At 70.3% G+C, this 14870-nt stretch carries 15 protein-coding genes; 6 read left to right on the top strand and 9 right to left on the bottom strand.

Annotation, left to right across the window (positions count from 1 at the left end; all coding sequences use genetic code 11):
• Both ABWI04_RS07370 and ABWI04_RS07365 read right to left on the bottom strand, forming a co-directional pair.
• The coding region (locus ABWI04_RS07370; RefSeq protein WP_353831853.1) for a PAS domain S-box protein at nt 1–1019 on the bottom strand (1019 nt) is incomplete at its 3' end.
• Nucleotides 1020–1433: 414 nt separating this feature from the next.
• Nucleotides 1434–1826 carry an STAS domain-containing protein gene (locus tag ABWI04_RS07365; RefSeq protein WP_353831852.1) on the bottom strand — a complete coding sequence of 131 codons (393 nt, stop codon included), beginning with the start codon at nt 1824–1826 and terminating at the stop codon, nt 1434–1436.
• Between the two features lie 469 nt (nt 1827–2295).
• Between ABWI04_RS07365 and ABWI04_RS07360 the strand changes: the two genes are divergently transcribed.
• The 4 genes from ABWI04_RS07360 to ABWI04_RS07345 all read left to right on the top strand — a co-directional run bounded on the left by ABWI04_RS07360 (nt 2296) and on the right by ABWI04_RS07345 (nt 4650).
• Entirely contained in the window at nt 2296–2628 is a 333-nt protein-coding gene (locus ABWI04_RS07360; protein ID WP_353831851.1) for a hypothetical protein, read from the top strand.
• Nucleotides 2629–3070: 442 nt separating this feature from the next.
• On the top strand, nt 3071–3532 hold the full coding sequence (locus ABWI04_RS07355) for a DUF5994 family protein (RefSeq protein WP_179842321.1): 462 nt from the start codon (nt 3071–3073) through the stop codon (nt 3530–3532).
• A gap of 74 nt (nt 3533–3606) precedes the next feature.
• Entirely contained in the window at nt 3607–4038 is a 432-nt protein-coding gene (locus tag ABWI04_RS07350) for an STAS domain-containing protein (protein WP_353831850.1), read from the top strand.
• 189 nt (nt 4039–4227) lie between these two features.
• The gene (locus ABWI04_RS07345) at nt 4228–4650 is read left to right on the top strand and encodes a hypothetical protein (protein WP_353831849.1); all 423 of its coding nucleotides are present in this window, start codon (nt 4228–4230) and stop codon (nt 4648–4650) included.
• 198 nt (nt 4651–4848) lie between these two features.
• Here ABWI04_RS07345 and ABWI04_RS07340 read toward each other — a convergent pair whose 3' ends face one another.
• From ABWI04_RS07340 to ABWI04_RS07310, 7 genes are all read right to left on the bottom strand, one after another.
• Nucleotides 4849–5748 carry a carbamate kinase gene (locus ABWI04_RS07340; protein WP_353831848.1) on the bottom strand — a complete coding sequence of 300 codons (900 nt, stop codon included), beginning with the start codon at nt 5746–5748 and terminating at the stop codon, nt 4849–4851.
• Nucleotides 5745–6683: an ornithine carbamoyltransferase gene (gene argF / locus ABWI04_RS07335; RefSeq protein ID WP_353831847.1), complete on the bottom strand. Its 939-nt coding sequence runs from the start codon at nt 6681–6683 to the stop codon at nt 5745–5747. Before argF ends, ABWI04_RS07340 begins: the two co-directional genes overlap by 4 nt.
• Nucleotides 6680–7888 (bottom strand): arginine deiminase, encoded by a 1209-nt coding sequence (locus ABWI04_RS07330; RefSeq protein WP_353831846.1) that lies wholly within the window; start codon nt 7886–7888, stop codon nt 6680–6682. The genes argF and ABWI04_RS07330 overlap by 4 nt, the downstream gene beginning before the upstream one ends.
• A gap of 25 nt (nt 7889–7913) precedes the next feature.
• Nucleotides 7914–9278 carry an amino acid permease gene (locus ABWI04_RS07325; RefSeq protein ID WP_353831845.1) on the bottom strand — a complete coding sequence of 455 codons (1365 nt, stop codon included), beginning with the start codon at nt 9276–9278 and terminating at the stop codon, nt 7914–7916.
• A gap of 1958 nt (nt 9279–11236) precedes the next feature.
• Complete coding sequence (locus tag ABWI04_RS07320) at nt 11237–11635, bottom strand: hypothetical protein (protein WP_353831844.1); 399 nt, start codon at nt 11633–11635, stop codon at nt 11237–11239.
• Nucleotides 11632–11874: a helix-turn-helix domain-containing protein gene (locus ABWI04_RS07315; RefSeq protein WP_353831856.1), complete on the bottom strand. Its 243-nt coding sequence runs from the start codon at nt 11872–11874 to the stop codon at nt 11632–11634. The genes ABWI04_RS07320 and ABWI04_RS07315 overlap by 4 nt, the downstream gene beginning before the upstream one ends.
• Before the next feature lie 232 nt (nt 11875–12106).
• Nucleotides 12107–12394: a hypothetical protein gene (locus ABWI04_RS07310; RefSeq protein WP_179842312.1), complete on the bottom strand. Its 288-nt coding sequence runs from the start codon at nt 12392–12394 to the stop codon at nt 12107–12109.
• A gap of 573 nt (nt 12395–12967) precedes the next feature.
• On the opposite strand from ABWI04_RS07310, the gene ABWI04_RS07305 reads away from it, so the two are divergent.
• Both ABWI04_RS07305 and ABWI04_RS07300 read left to right on the top strand, forming a co-directional pair.
• A complete protein-coding gene (locus ABWI04_RS07305; protein ID WP_353831855.1) occupies nt 12968–13159 on the top strand; it encodes a transposase in 192 nt (63 codons plus the stop codon).
• Between the two features lie 244 nt (nt 13160–13403).
• Nucleotides 13404–14828 (top strand): DUF4331 domain-containing protein, encoded by a 1425-nt coding sequence (locus ABWI04_RS07300; RefSeq protein ID WP_353831843.1) that lies wholly within the window; start codon nt 13404–13406, stop codon nt 14826–14828.
• Nucleotides 14829–14870: the final 42 nt, after the last annotated feature.

Below are 14870 nucleotides of genomic sequence, written 5' to 3'. Positions count from 1 at the left end.
TGGGTGGTGTACAGCCGGGCGTTGGACAGGACGAGGCCGGTGCGGCGCGCGATGTCCTCCACGACGAGCCGGTCGTCAGGACCGTAGCCGTGCCGGGGGCGGGAGTAGCCCAGGGTCAGCGCGCCGTAGGTCTCGCCCCGGGCCGTCAGGGGGGTGATGATCACGTTGTGGGCGTCCATGGTCTGGAAGAGCTCGTGCTGCGCGGCGGTGAGCGGCTCGTCGGAGTACGGCCGGGCATCGTCGCCACTGATGACCATGGTCGGGGCGCCGTGCAGCACTCGTGCGAGGGGGCCGCGCGGGGACCGGGGGAGTGGCGGCAGTGGCCCTTCCAGGAGAGCGGTGTCGGCGGGGGAGAACTCGCGGTGGGTCGCGGCCACCCGCTCGACGCGTCCGTCCGGGATGAGCAGGTCGACCTCCGCCCAGTCACCGAGCGCGGGGACGGCCAGCCGGACCAGCCGCCGCAGCACCTCGTTCTCGTCCAGGGTGGACGACAGCACGGTGGTGATCTCGGCGACCAGCTCCAGCCGGGAGTTGGCCCGCCGCGCCTGCTCCATCCGGTCGTGCTGTTCCCGCTCGATCCGGAGCCGCTCGGTCACGTCCTGCAGCACGATGACCGCTCCGGTCACCGTCCCGGCCTCGCGTTCCTCCGTTCCCGGCTCGCCGGCGTAGATCGGAGCGGACGACCAGGCCAGCATCACCGGGTGTCCGTCGCGATGGGTGAACGAGTCAGCGCCGGCGTCGACGGGGACACCGGCCCGCAGCACACGCAGGATGCGGTGGTCCCACCGCGGATGGGCACCGCCCTCGGCGACGCGGTGCAGGAACCGCTCCACTGGCCGTCCCAGCGCCTCCTCGGCGGTGTGGCCCAGCAGGTGCCGGGCCCAGGGACTCCAGGCCGTGATCATGCCGGACGCGCTGACGGCCACGATCGCTGAGTCCATCGCACCGACCGGGCCCGCGTGGTCCGCGCCGACCCGGGCGTGCGGCTGCCCGCTCATCTGCTCCTCCTGGTCGGACATCAGGATCCCTGCCCCCCGCGGCCACCGGAACACCTCGGTCCCGCGGGTGCGTGGCCGATCTGGCGCCGGTCCCTGGAAAGTCCCTCCGGTTCCGGTGCACTGTGCGGTCGCCTCCGGTCGGCCGGTTCAGGAGACGATCAGAGAGACGACGGCGACGACCGCGCAGACGGCGGTCAGCGCGATGGCCATGCCTGCGGCGAGGCCCTTCATCAGCGCGAGGTATTCGTCTTTCATCGTCATCGGCTCGCCTCGGAGTTCGATGGACCTCTCGTCGGGGTCGCCGGTGCGGAGAGCGCGCGGCGGGGGATCACGCGTCCGCCCTGTCAGTGAACGCCCCGCGCCGTCTGGTACGACCAGCCTGATCGGACACGGTGCGCTCTGGCGCCATACCCGTGGCGTCCAGAGTCCCGGCGGTCATGCCGCGGCCGCGACCTGCGCCCCCGGAGCATTCTGGACCACGAGTACGCGGTCCAGGCCCGTGAGGTGGAGGAGTTCGGTGGGTTGCCGGTTCGCGGCACCGAGGCGGACGGTGATCCCGAGTCCTGCGGCGCGGCGCTGGATGCCGACCAGGACGGCGAGCCCGGCCTCGTCGCAGGACGACACCTCACCCATATCGAGTATCAGCAGCCGGCTGCTGGAACGCAGCACTCCCAGCAGGTGCTCGCGCAGCGCCGGCGCAGCGCCGGAGTCCAAGGCGCCGTGCAGCGCGACGATGGTGTGGCCGGGGCGCCGATGGGCGGGCATCCGCACCTCGGCGGGCGCCGCGGTCAGGCCATCGGCGGTGGACGCGGCGGTCATGGCGCTCATTGGTGATCTCCGATCACGGAACGCTCTACCGCCCCGGGAGGTAGGCGACGAATGACACCGAATCGCGTGGCACGGCAGGCGAGGAGCTCCTCCGCAGCACATCGCCGACCGGGACCGCCGCCTGACGACACATGCGAATCGAGCAGTGTGCGGGCCATCTCGAAGGCCCCGTTCTCGGTCCGTCGAGGACCGGGTCGTGATCGCCGAAGACGGCGCCGACGTGGCGGCCCGCGCACGAAGTGCCTCCGGTACCACCGAGCCTACGCCACCGGGCCCCGCCCGGGGGCTGCTGCCGGCGATCGAGGTCACTGGAGTGCCGGACCGACCTGCGCCGGCTCATCGCGATGGGTGGGCCTGTTCGTTCGGGGGTATGAGCTGGCCACTCCTCCGGAACCACGGGCACGGACGCCGGGCGCCCCTCTCCGGGCCGGCAAGCCGATGCAAAAGGACGGGGCTCACTGTGGGCGCGATGGATCACATGCTGCGGTTACTCGGTGTCACAAGACCGCCCCGTCCCGAACCAGCATCCGCCCCACCGCTGGCAGCCGCGCGGCACCGGGAGTTGGCCGACGCCATGCGGTGCCTGCCCGGGGGTTTCCAGGATCGGCTGCCCTCCTCGACGCTGCACCGCGTTGCCGACTCGGCCGCCCGCGGCTCGTGGGAGAAGGCGATCGGCGAGCTGATCATGGGCTTGTACATGAGGGATGCGCCGGTCAGCGCAGCAGAGCGCGACGAACTGCGCGACGCTCTGCAGGCGCTCGGTGTACCGGCCCATCGCCTCGACAGGCTGCGCTCACGCTGACCCCGGCGGCCACCGTCGGAGCCGGTGAGGCGATCGAGCCACGTCGGGCCACGACAGCTCTTCTCACACCTGGTCTTCCCGCCACGCTCGATGACCAGGAAGCCGGACGGGGCGGAAATGCGATGGAAATCCACCGCCGTCAAACCCGCGAAATCCAAAGACAGAAGAAGAAATGTCGAAAACTTGGGCAGACATTACTCCAGGTTTTTGAGGCGTCGAGGATTGGCGACTAGAGTTATCGATATCCGGCAAAGACGACATCCCCGCCCTTGAGGGTGATCCGCCGCACCGGCTCGTTCGCTGATCGGAACCGCCCCGCTTGCCGGGTTCTGCCGCATCACCCCGCATCTGCGGGGGAGCCCCAGACCTGTCGGCCGGTCCGTCCGATCGACAGCTCACCCAGAGGAGCCGCCTCGCGGTTCCGGGGGGAGGGGAATAGTCCATGCGCACCACCGCGGAACCGATCACGACCGGCGGGCTCCCGCCGCCCCCGGCCCCCCGGCTCGCCCTGCAGCCGTCCGCCCCGCTCATGCGCCACCGTTCAGGGCGGGGACGCGCGCTTCTGGACGGCGCCTGGTGGCCCCGCTCGGCCGATCCGGTCGCCGAACTGCCCGCGTTGCTGCTGGCCTTGCGGGCCCACGGCCCACCCGGCGACCGCCAGCCGATCAGCCACGTCCTGCTGCGGGCGGCCGACTGGCACACCCATCCGCGCCGCCTGCTCGTCAACGGCCCCAACGACACCCGCGAGGTCCTGCTGAGCTGGTTCGACAACCTGCCCGCCGGGCTGCTCACCGCGATCTACGCCGACGGCCGCCGCATCGACCTGCTCACCGTCCCGGCCGCCACCGGCCACACGGCGGCCCAGGCGGCCCTGGACAAGGCCGCCGATCGGCTGACCGCGTGAACCGTCAATGCCGCGCTGACCCGCGGACACGACCGGCACGGCCGAATTCATCCACCCCGCGATCGGAAATCGCCATGACCGGCGGCAAGCCCACGACCGTATGCACCCGGTACTCCGGCCCCACCCGGTTCACCGCCGTCAGCCGATCCCGGGCCGTCGCCAGGGCCACCGCGCCTTCCCCCGGACGTCCGGGCATCACCATCGTCGCCTTGCGGGGCGATCTCGACATGGCTTCCGCCCCCGCACTGGGCGAGCGACTTCTCACCGCACTGCCCCAAAGCGCCCGGCTGCTGATCCTCGACCTGCGCGAGGTGACCTTCTGCGACGCGGCCGGGCTGACCATGCTGATCGGCATCCAGCGCGATGCCACCGAATTCGGCATCAGCCTTTACCTGTCCGCCCCCCGCCCGCAGGTCGCCAAACTGTTGCGCATAACCGGCCTGGACCGCGGTCTCAACGTCCACCCAGGCTCTTCCCGCCACGCCCCGGATGCTCCAGGCAGCTGATGCGGTCGAACTGGAAATCCACGGCGCCCGCCAGACCGCCCGCCGTCCGGTCGACCAGAACGGCGGCCGGCCGGACCGGCGTGGTGGCCGCCCGGTGCGTTCGGTGCTGCGGCCGGGCTCGCGCGGCGGGCGGAGCGAGCGCACCGCCGCGGGCCGGCGTCCTTCAAACCATCAAGGAAGTGGTCTGCGATGCCGGAACACCCGCCCCACCTACCCGCGGACGGCGGGCCCCCAGACTTCAGCGTGCTGGCCGATGGGCTGATCCGCCAGGCGTTCACCGTCAGCATGGACCTGCACCAAGACCTCGCCCGGCTCAGCCCACACGACGGTGACGACCATCCGCCCCGGCGGCAGCGCGACGGCAGGCCCGGTCGGCCTGCCGCTGCGGCGCCGGCCCATCGCCAGGTGACCCCCGCTGAGGCCGAGCGGCTACGCAGGACACTGCGGCAGGCGATCGGCACACTGGACGAGATCATCCACGGCATCCGCGCCGCGGCGCTCGCCCACGCCATCGCCCAGGCGCCGCCGGCCCCACCGACCACGACCTTCGCACCCGACGGGAGACTCGGTGCCGCACGCCACCGCCGCTGGACGGCGGAACGGCCGCACTGAGGCCATCGGCGTCCCTGCCTTCCGGGACGGGACGGGCCGGGCCGGCGCTCCCTCGTCGACCTCGGCTCCCCGGCCATGACGAAGTTCACCGGCAGGGTGGACGCGGGGCCGCCGTCCCGGCTCAGGCGATCCGGCCGACCGCGAGGTCCTGCGGCAGGGCAGGACAGGTGTCGGCATCGAGGGCCTGCGGTCCGGCGCTCATGGTGTCTCGATTCTGGTGCCCGCCTCGCCGGTGAGCAGGGCGGGCGCGTCGGCGAGGGAGCCGATGACCGCCGCGGCGCCGGGACGCTGCTCGGCGAAGCGGCAGGCGGCTTCCGCCTTCGGCCCCATGGAACCGCTCGGGAGGTCCATCGCGCGTAGCCGGGCCGGGGTGATGAGGCCGACGGGACGGGCGTCCGCGGTGCCGTAGCCGGCCATCACGGCAGGAACGTCGGTGAGCAGCATCAGCGTGTCCGCCTTCAGGCGCGCGGCGAGGAGCGCGGCCGTGAGGTCCTTGTCGACCACCGCCTCGACACCGTGGTGGTCCGGGTCGATCGGGACGCCTCCGCCGCCGGCCGCGATCACCACGCAGCCGTCGTCGACGAGCCGCCGCATGGCCGCGAGTTCCACGATGTCGCGCGGTTCGGGGGAGGGGACGACCCTCCGCCACATGCGGCCGTCCGGGCGCATCGCCCAGCCCCGGGCGTCCCGCAGCCGCCGTGCCTCGGCCGGTGGGTAGCCGCGGCCGATGAACTTGGTCGGGTCGCGGAAGGCGGGATCGGCCGGGTCGACCAGGGTCTCGGTCAGCAGGGCGACGACCTCCCGGTGGGGAAGGACGCGGCGCAGCTCGCGGATCAGCCAGTAGCCGATCATGCCCTGGGTCGCGGCGCCGAGGGCATCGAGCGGGTAGGGCGCGGCGAGTTCCGGGTCCGCGGCGCTCTCGATCGCCAGTAGCCCCACCTGCGGACCGTTCCCGTGCGTGACGATCAGATCGTTGCCGTCCGCCAGAGCCGCGAGGCCGCGGACGGCCTCGCGGACATGCGCGATCTGGACGGCGGCGTCAAGGGGTTCCCCGCGCTGGAGCAGCGCGTTGCCCCCGAGCGCGGCGACGATCCTCATCGTCGGCCTTCCAACTGGTCGGTCAGGAGGGCGTAGAGGACGGCCTGTGTGGCGGGCAGCCGGTTGGCGGCCTGCCTGAAGGCCAGCGACCGTCCGCCGTCGATGACGGCCGCGGTGACCTCCTCGCCGCGATGGGCGGGAAGGCAGTGCATGAACACGGCGTCCTCACCGGCACGGTTCATGAGGTCCTGGTCGACCCGGTACGCGGCGAACACGGAGCGGCGGCGCGCGTGTTCGTCCTCGGAATCTCCCATGGACAGCCAGACGTCGGTGTAGACGACGCTTGCGCCGCTGACGGCCGCGGCGGGGTCATGCGTCACCACGATGCTTCCGCCGCGCCTTCCGGCTTCGGCCTGGGCGGCCGCGAGGGCCTCCTCTTGGGGCAGGTAGCCGTCCGGGGCGGCGATGGCGATGTCCATGCCGGCGACCGCGGCGGCCTCCATCAGGCTGCGGGCGACGTTGTTGCCGCCGTCGCCGACGTAGGCGATGCGGTTGCCGTGCAACTCGCCGAAGTGCTCCTTGACGGTCAGCAGGTCGGCGACGGCCTGCAGCGGATGGTGCCCGTCGGTCAGCGCGTTGACCACCGGGATCGGGGCGGCGGCCGCCAGTTCCTCGACGTCGGTGTCGGCGAAGGTGCGGATGACGATCGCGGCGGCGTAGGAGCCCACCACCCGGGCGGTGTCGGCGATGGTCTCGCCGCGCCGCAACTGCAGTTCGTCCGGCCCGACGGTGACGGGTGCGCCGCCGAGTCGCGCGACCGCCGCCGCGGTGGACAGGCGGGTCCGGGTGGACGGCTTGGCGAAGTACATCGGGACGATGCGGCCGGCCAGCAGGTTGTGAGCCGAGCCCGGTTCGTCCTGGAAGCCGGTGGCCAGCTTCAGCAGCATGGCCAGGTCGTCGGCGCTGAGGTCCGCGGTGCGGAGCAGGTCCTTCATGGGGTCACCTCGTCGCGGTGCAGGGGGCAGCTCATGCATCGGGGGCCGCCTCTGCCGCGGCCGAGTTCGCTGCCGGGGATGGTGATGACCTCGATGCCGTGGTGGCGGAGCATGGTGTTGGTGGTGACGTTTCGCTCGTAGGCGACGACGACGCCGGGTGCGACGGCCAGGACGTTGTCGCCGTCGTCCCACTGCTCGCGCTCGGCGGCGCGGACGTCCTGATCGGCGGTCAGGACGCGGACGTGCGGCAGGTCGAGGGCGCGGGCGATGGCGGGGAACAGCGCCTCGTTCTCGTGCACCAGCACCTCGGTGGCCCGGCCGGGCGTGAGCGTGTAGGACCGCAGCGGCGGAAGCCCGCGGTAGACGGTGAAGGCGTCCCGGTCGACCATGGTCATGACGGTGTCCAGGTGCATGAACGCCCGCCGCCGGGGCAGCTGGGCGGCGATGACGCGGTGCGCGGCGCCCTCGGCGAACAGCCACCGGGCGAGCAGCTCGATGGCCTGCGGTGTCGTCCGCTCGCTCATGCCGATCAGGACCAGGCCCTTGCCGAGGACGTGGATGTCGCCGCCTTCGAGCGTGGGGAGGGCGAAGTCCGCGCCCGGATACCAGACGGGCTGGTGCTGCTCGGCGAACATCGAGTGGTACCGGTAGATCGCGTCGAGATGGAGGGTCTCGCGGCGGCGGGCGGGCTTGGCCATCGGATGCAGGGTGACGCCGCCGTACACCCAGGCCGACGGGTCGCGGGTGAACAGGTGGTTGGGCAGCGGCGGCAGGACGAAGTCGCCGTCGTCGAGCGAGGCCAGCAGGAGGCTGTGGACGGCCAGGCCCATCTCGGCCTTCGTCAGCCCGCCGATGAGGTGCCGGGCGAGGGTGTCGGGGTCGAGGCCGTCCAGCGCGGCCCGGACGGGATCGGCCAGCGTCGGCCCGAGCACGGTCTCGGCGGCGGTGTGGTCCAGCACGTGCGCCCGCGCCTGGTCGTCCTTGAGGGTCTCGGCCAGCAGGTCGGCGACGTAGAGCACCTGGACGCCGCGCTCGCGCAGGGTGTCGGCGAACACGTCGTGCTCCTGCCGGGCGCGCTTGGCCCACAGCACCTCGTCGAAGAGCAGGTCGTCCTTGTTGGCCGGAGTGAGGCGGAGCAGTTCCAGGTCGGGGCGGTGCAGCAGCACCTGCCGCAGCCGCCCGACCTCGGAGGAAACGGTGAACAAGGGATCTTTCCTTTCGGACGGCGGTTCAGGCGGCCTTGGCGGGCGGTTCGGGCTCGCTTCCGACGGCCTTGAGCGGAGTGCGAGCGTCGCGGTACTTCAGCCACGCGTAGACGGGGAATCCGGCGAAGACCAGCAGCGTGCCCTTGAAGACGACCTCCTGGCCGGCGCCGGAGATCGCCCACACCGAGTAGCCGAACGCCAGCAGCGCGATCACCGCGTCGCGGGCGAGCCGGCGCCCGGAGAACGCGGCATGGTCGGTGGCGAGCAGCACCAGTTCGGCGGCCGCCGCGTAGGCGTAGGGGATGACGGTGGTGAGGGTGGCGAGCAGGATCACGAAGGTGAACTGGTCGACCAGGCTCGCGTTGTAGTTCATCGCCATCAGCGCCGTCACTAGCACACTGGAGATCACCAGGCCGGCGACCGGGGTGCCGCCGCGTCCGGTGCGGGCGAAGATCCGCGGGAACAGCCCGTCGCGCGCGGCGGCGAACGGCACCTGGCCCTGCAGCAGGATCCAGCCGTTCAGCGCCCCGAACGCGCTGATCGCGGCGCCCGCCGCGACGAGGTCGGCGGCCCAGCCGCCGAACGCCGCGTCCGCGGCGTCCGCGAACGGCGCCGTCGAGCCGGCCAGCGCGGCGGCGGGCACCAGACCGAGCACGGCGACGGTGCCGAGGATGTAGATCAGCGCGGTGACGGCGGTGCCGGCGATGGTGGCCCTCGGGATGGTCTTCTCCGGGTTCTCCACGTCCTCGGCCGGAACGGTGGCCGACTCCAGGCCGATGAACGACCACAGCGTCAGCGCCGCGGCGGCGGTGACCGCCGAGAACGCGCCCTCGCCGCTGCCGTTGAACGGCCCGAAGTTGGCGGACTTGATGAAGAACAGCCCGCCGACCGCGATCAGCAGAAGCGGCACCAGCTTCACCACAGTCGTCACGACCTGGACCGCGCCGCCCTGCCGGACGCCGTAGGCGTTCACGGCGGTCAGCAGCCAGATCACCGCGATCCCCACCACGGCCGCCAGGGCCCTCTCGGTGGCCAGCGCGTGCCAGAAGTGGGCCAGGTAGCCGACGAACGCCACCGCGATCGCCGCGTTCCCAGCCCAGACCGCGATCCAGTAGCCCCAGGCCGTCTGGAAACCGACGAAGTCGCCGAACGCCCGCCGCGCGTAGGCGTAGGGCCCGCCCGTCCGCGGGTAGGCGCGGGCCAGGCGCGCGAACACCAGCGCCAGCAGCACGGCGCCCGCGCTCGTGAACACCCAGGCGATCAGGCTGATGGGGCCGTACTCGGCCAGCGAACTGGGCAGCAGGAAGACACCTGATCCGATCATGTTGCCGACGACTAGGGCGGAGGCCATCCAGAAACCCAGTCTTCGGCGGGGGGATTGCGTGCGCATGAGCGTCTCCTCGATGAGCGGCCTGCGTGCCGCGACACTCAGTCGATCACCGGCGGCCCGCCCGATCGCCGGTCGTCCGTCCCCAACCCTCCGGACCAAGGTCCCGCCCCGTGGAGACAATCGGCCGCTGCCCCGCACAATGACGGGCTGCTGGACGCGGCTCTCGCGGACCGGGTGACGCGGAACAGGTGCGGCGAGTCGTGGCCGCCGCGCCGCATTGGGAACGGCGTAGGAGGGCACGGTGACGGCAGAGTTCGCCGCAGCGCCGGCACGCCCCTTACGTCGCAGGAAGCGGTCGGCCAGGAAGGAGGAGGCTTCCCGGCCGCGCACGCCGTTAACCTGGCCGCCCGGCTGCACGGCACGCCATCGGACCCGCCCGCCGAAACGGACGTCGTCGAGGCCCGCATGACGCCCGTTCCGCACCCGTCGGTTGCCGAAAGGCGCATGCTGGTCCACGCTGTGCCGACGGGCACTTCCGTCGGCATCGATTACGTCAGCGGCGAGGGCCCGGACGCGGCCGGTGTGAAAGTCCCGTTCGTAGTGAGTTCGCCCGCCCTCGTGTCTGGCTGCGGCGTTTCTCAATGGTTTATAGGCGGCTGTCCATACTGTTCCAGTGATCATCTTGCTGCCTGGGAAAAGCGGAACGGGATTCAGAGATATGGCCCGCGCCGTGGTGTGATCAGGGCAGGATGCCTTCTTGAGGGGACGGATCGGTGGCCGGGCTCATGTCGGCCGTGGATCCGGCTCCTGGTCCGGCATCGGCGGCACACCGAGAGGCCCGCGCGGAGGGCCGTGAATCCCGGGGCCGTCGATGCCCACGGCCATACCTCGCCGCCGATCGTGGCCGTCGGGACGGGCCGAGTTGGCACCAGGGCAGTTGCGCTTCTGGCGCGACGGCGCCCCGACTTCTTCCAGGTGCCGTACCTCCTCTGCTTCCGCCAATTTCAAGGTGCTGTCCGGGCCGTCGCTACCTGTAGCCCTACGCCGCACCCTTGGTCGGCCTGTACTGGAAGGAAGTGCCAAGGACATGTGCGGCGTATGACACGGGCGGGTGCTAACGGCAGCCCTGCTCCGGGGCTCGGGTGAGGGAAGTATGCGCGGCTGCGTGCGGAGGACATCGCAGTGACCGCGCGGACCAGAACCGTGCGGCTGCGCGCCAAGCACCACCAGGTTCGTATGATCGCCCTGATTGCCGGCTCCGTCACGCGGAACCAGTACTTGCTCCGGTTACTCCACTGTGGAGGCCCGCGATCCGAGAGCGCTGGGGCACCAAGGGCGCCTGCACGGCGGGCGGGGCACGCCGTCCGGCGCACAGCCGGTCCACTTGTCGGTCTCTGGCACTGCGCTGGTGTAGGACGCGAAGCGCTCGGGATCGCGACCCCCACAACGATTGGGCGTTGCCTACTCCGACAGGCAAGGGCCAGCGTTTTGTGGCCCAGACCGTGAAATCCTCGGCCGCATGGAGAACGGCGGCTATCGATTGAGCCGGTGACGTTCGGCTTGCCGGAAGATGTCTGGAACGGGCTGGCTCTGCACAGGGCGGCGAATGATGCCGCGCTGTGGAGACGCCCGCGGCGATGAGCAGGACCGCGGCAGTCTCGGGACCGACTCGATAGCAGCCCGCCACGCCGGATGGCAGGTGGTGATGGCGGCGGCGATCTGAGCTTTGAGGTCGTCGATCTCTTGGGGCAGACGCAGGATCCGTCGAGCCAGTGACCGCAGCGTGTGACCAGTCGGGGCGCCGGTGGTCGTGGCCGCGGCAGGTTCCAGGACGGCGCAGCGACGAATCGGCGGCGGAGGCGGCGGTCTGCGTGGTGGGCGAAGCCGGGCGACAGTGTGTTCGACCAGTGATCTCCGGTGGGGGTAGGCGGCTTGCCAATCCGGTGCGCCGGTTTCCGAAGCTGGCTTTGACACGCGAAGGGGGAGCCGCGGCCCTTCACCCCGCGACTCCCCGAAACCTACACCTTGCCCTGTGTCACTCGCAGCACCTCACCGCGACCCGCCCCCAGCAGGTGACGCGCCACCATCAGCCCCTCTTGTCCATAGTGCAGATGCACTAGCGCAAGATCCACCACATCAGTCTCCGCCCTCCGACGATCGTTCACCTCGCGCTCCCGGATCGACTCGGTACGCGTCACCACCGCCCTGACGACCGACCACACCAGGTCCAGCACATCCACGGTCACCTCCAGCGCATCACCCGTCCCCGCCAGGGACAGGCCGTCAGAATCGCGCTGCACCACCTCCCAGGCCGTTCTCGCTTGCTGGTAAAGCGCCTCGAGCGTCACCTCCACCGTGTCCGGCCCAGACACGTCCGGCCCAGACACGTCCGGCCCAGACACGTCCGGCCCGGTCACCGGACATCTCCTGCAACGTGTGACACTGCGGGCCCGGCCTTACGTGCTGCGGCCCGCCCGTACCACAGGTGCTCGACCTGTTCACGGCTGTAACGGTGTATACCGCCCTGTGCGCGATCACTCGCCAGCTTTCCTCTGTTGCCCCAGCGCACCACAGTGTTGCGACGCACACTTAACATGTGCGCAGCCTCACCGGAAGTAAGAGTCCGCCCAGGACCGAAGTCGCACCCGTCGACCATCACCCGGGCAGCGATCATCCGTTCTCCCACACCGATCCCCTCTGTCATTGAAGGCGACCACGGCGGGAGCAGACCCATGCAGATCCACCCCACGCATGGCAAGAACAAGCCGCGCATGCTTGATACGCGCACGCGCCCATCGAACTTCCCGGCCCGCCAGCACTTCCGAGGACCGCCACGGCGAGAACACGCGTATCAGCCCGCTGGTACAGCAACTCGGCGTCGGACCGCTTCAGGAGAGATCACGACACCGCAACTCGGTCAAGACGGCCTTTCCGCCCTTATAGTCGAAGCGCGAACCCCACCGTGTGACGGACTCCGCGACCGTGCGCAGGCCCCAACTGCCCTGACTGAGCGTCTCGGTCTCCTTGAAGACCGGAAGGGGTCTGTCCCCGTCCCAGGCCTCCACGACATACGCGCTACCGGAAGTGTAGGCGTTCACCGTGCCCAGCTCCGTTTTTGCGTGAATCACGGCATCTGGTCGCCAGTTCGATTGCGACCAGCCGAGCTGAGCACGCATCGACTGGCCACCCCTCGGCAGCGATCTTCACGACTGATCAAGAGCGGCCTTGACACTGGCCGGTTCAGCTTTCAGATAGATCATCTAGAGCGCTTCAATGGTTGGTTTTACCGACTGTGTCTTGATAGTGACTGGTCTGCGGGGTGAGCGGGTTACCTCTGGTGGATGCGGTATGGGCGGGGGCGCCGATGTCGGTGAACCGGTGACGGCGGGCCTGGCAGACGGGAGGGACGGCAGCGCTGGCCTCCAAGGGCGCCAGTGGCGCGAAATGCAAAGTGACCGGCGATCAGGTGAAGCTCCTGGAGGAGGCGTTGGAGGCCGGTCCGGCCGCGCACGGCTGGACCGAGGCAAAGGCACTACCGGGGGACGACGCGGACGCACACCGGTCGTGCGCGTCACCGCTCGCGGCACCCACCGGAGGGGTTCGACGAAGGCGACTACATCCGCTTACTGGACGCCGCTCACCAGCATTTCGGCGGACCGATCGTCGTCGTTTGGGATGGCCTCAACACCCACCGCTCGGCCCGGATGCGCCGCTACCTGGCCGCCCGGGACTGGCTCACCGTCTTCTAACTGCCGCCCTACGCCCCCGAACTCAACCCCGTCGAAAGCGTCTGGGCACACCTGAAACGGTCTCTGGCCAACCTCGCCAAGCACGCCATCGACCAGCTCATGACGCTCATCAAGACCCGCCTGAAACGCGTCCAGCGCCGGCCCGCCCTACTCAACGGCCTCCTCGCCGGCACACACCTACCACTCTGGTAACCCCAACTCTTGAAGCTCTCCAGTCCGGAGTCGCGCGCCGGCTGGACGACTCGACGATGGTGTGTCCTGGATCACAGTCCGCCACTCGGGCTGTGCGGTGAGCCGCGTTGTTTGCCGAAGGCCGCCGTTCCTTTTCTTTTTCATGCCCATCCCCGTGCCGGTGTTCTCCGAATGTCGAATGAAGACACCCGGGCGACGACATCCAAGTCCGTTTTAGGGTGGTATCGAGAGGAATTCAACTATCGTGATAAAAGTCAGCAAACCGGTGGCCGCCGCTGCCGGGGCGGGAGTGATCGCGGCTGGAGGGCTGGTCGCCGCCGTCGCGCTGCGGCCGGCGCCATCGAGCGCGTCCAGCCACCGCGAGGCGCCGCTGATCGCGGGTGACCCACAGGCCGACAACACCGACCTGTACGCCTTCACCAGCCCCGACAGGCCCGACACGGTGTCGCTGGTGGCCAACTGGATTCCGTTCCAGGAGCCGAACGGCGGACCGAACTTCTATCCGTTCGCCACCGGTGCGCGCTACAACATCAAGATCGACAATGACGGCGACGCCAAACCCGACATCGTCTACCGCTGGACGTTCCGGAACGAGGACCGGCGCGGCAACAAGACGTTCCTGTACAACAACGGACCAGTGACGTCGCTCGACGACCCCAATCTGCTGTTCCGCCAGCACTACACACTTCAGCGGATCACCCGTAAGGGCACCCGCACGCTGGTCCGCGATGCTCTCGCCGCGCCCTCGCGGACAGGTGCGGCGTCTATGCCCGACTACGGGACGCTGCGCCGGCAGGCGACGCGGCAGCTCGCGGGCGGTGCCCGGACCTACGCCGGGCAGGCCGACGACTCCTTCTTCCTCGACCTGCGGGTCTTCGACCTGCTCTACGGCGGGAACCTCAAGGAACGGGGCAACGACACCCTGCGCGGCTACAACGTCAACACCATCGCGCTCCAGGTCCCCAAGAAGGACCTCGCGCTCAAGGGCGACCCCGGCCGCAACCCGGTCGTCGGGATCTGGTCGACCACCGACCGCCGCGGCGCGTCGGCGAGGCTCGGCCACCACCGCGCCGGCGGCTACCACCAGGTCTCGCGACTGGGCAACCCGCTGGTCAACGAGGTCGTCTCGTCAGCCGGGCTGAAGGACGCCTTCAACCGGCTCGCCCCGGACAAGGACCACACGGTCAAGCCGCTGGTGAAGCGGGTGCTGGAGCCGGAGGTCCCCGTCCTGGTGGAGAAGATCTACGGGATCAAGGCGCCGCCGACCCCGCGCCGGGACCTGTTCGAGATCTTCCTGACCGGCCTGGCCAAGAAGACCGGCGGGCCGCTCCAGGCCGACCTCAACTCCCAACTGCTCAACAAGGACGCCCGCGGTGCGCGGTTCACACCCGCCGAGATGCTGCGGCTGAACATGGCCGTCCCGGTCACCCGCGACCCGAACCGGCTCGGCGTGCTGGCCGGTGACCTTCAGGGCTTCCCGAACGGGCGGCGGCTCACCGACGACGTCGTCGACATCGAGCTCCAGGCACTGGAAGGCGCGGCCCAGACCGGGCGGCTCGTCCCGGCCCTGGCCGACGGCGACCGCGTCAATCGCAACGACGCACCGTTCGGCGGAACGTTCCCGTACGTGGCGCTGCCGCACACCGCCGCGGTCAACCAGGCCGGCTGAGCAGACGGGGTGCAGGAGGCCGCGGCCTCCTGCACCCCTCAT

This window comes from Actinomadura sp. NPDC000929 (genome assembly GCF_040492065.1).
Classification (GTDB): domain Bacteria; phylum Actinomycetota; class Actinomycetes; order Streptosporangiales; family Streptosporangiaceae; genus Spirillospora; species Spirillospora verrucosospora.
The sequence above is the reverse complement of the archived record's forward strand: the minus strand, read 5'-3'. Positions and strand labels throughout refer to the sequence as shown.

Excerpts from the sequence above, each read along its gene's own strand:
- argF (WP_353831847.1), bottom strand. The coding sequence starts at position 6,683 with ATGAAGGACCTGCTCCGCACCGCGGACCTCAGCGCCGACGACCTGGCC.
- ABWI04_RS07355 (WP_179842321.1), top strand. The coding sequence starts at position 3,071 with ATGCGCACCACCGCGGAACCGATCACGACCGGCGGGCTCCCGCCGCCC.
- ABWI04_RS07350 (WP_353831850.1), top strand. The coding sequence starts at position 3,607 with ATGACCGGCGGCAAGCCCACGACCGTATGCACCCGGTACTCCGGCCCC.
- ABWI04_RS07310 (WP_179842312.1), bottom strand. The coding sequence starts at position 12,394 with ATGCGTGCTCAGCTCGGCTGGTCGCAATCGAACTGGCGACCAGATGCC.
- ABWI04_RS07360 (WP_353831851.1), top strand. The coding sequence starts at position 2,296 with ATGGATCACATGCTGCGGTTACTCGGTGTCACAAGACCGCCCCGTCCC.
- ABWI04_RS07365 (WP_353831852.1), bottom strand. The coding sequence starts at position 1,826 with ATGAGCGCCATGACCGCCGCGTCCACCGCCGATGGCCTGACCGCGGCG.
- ABWI04_RS07340 (WP_353831848.1), bottom strand. The coding sequence starts at position 5,748 with ATGAGGATCGTCGCCGCGCTCGGGGGCAACGCGCTGCTCCAGCGCGGG.
- ABWI04_RS07325 (WP_353831845.1), bottom strand. The coding sequence starts at position 9,278 with ATGCGCACGCAATCCCCCCGCCGAAGACTGGGTTTCTGGATGGCCTCC.
- ABWI04_RS07345 (WP_353831849.1), top strand. The coding sequence starts at position 4,228 with ATGCCGGAACACCCGCCCCACCTACCCGCGGACGGCGGGCCCCCAGAC.
- ABWI04_RS07315 (WP_353831856.1), bottom strand. The coding sequence starts at position 11,874 with ATGGTCGACGGGTGCGACTTCGGTCCTGGGCGGACTCTTACTTCCGGT.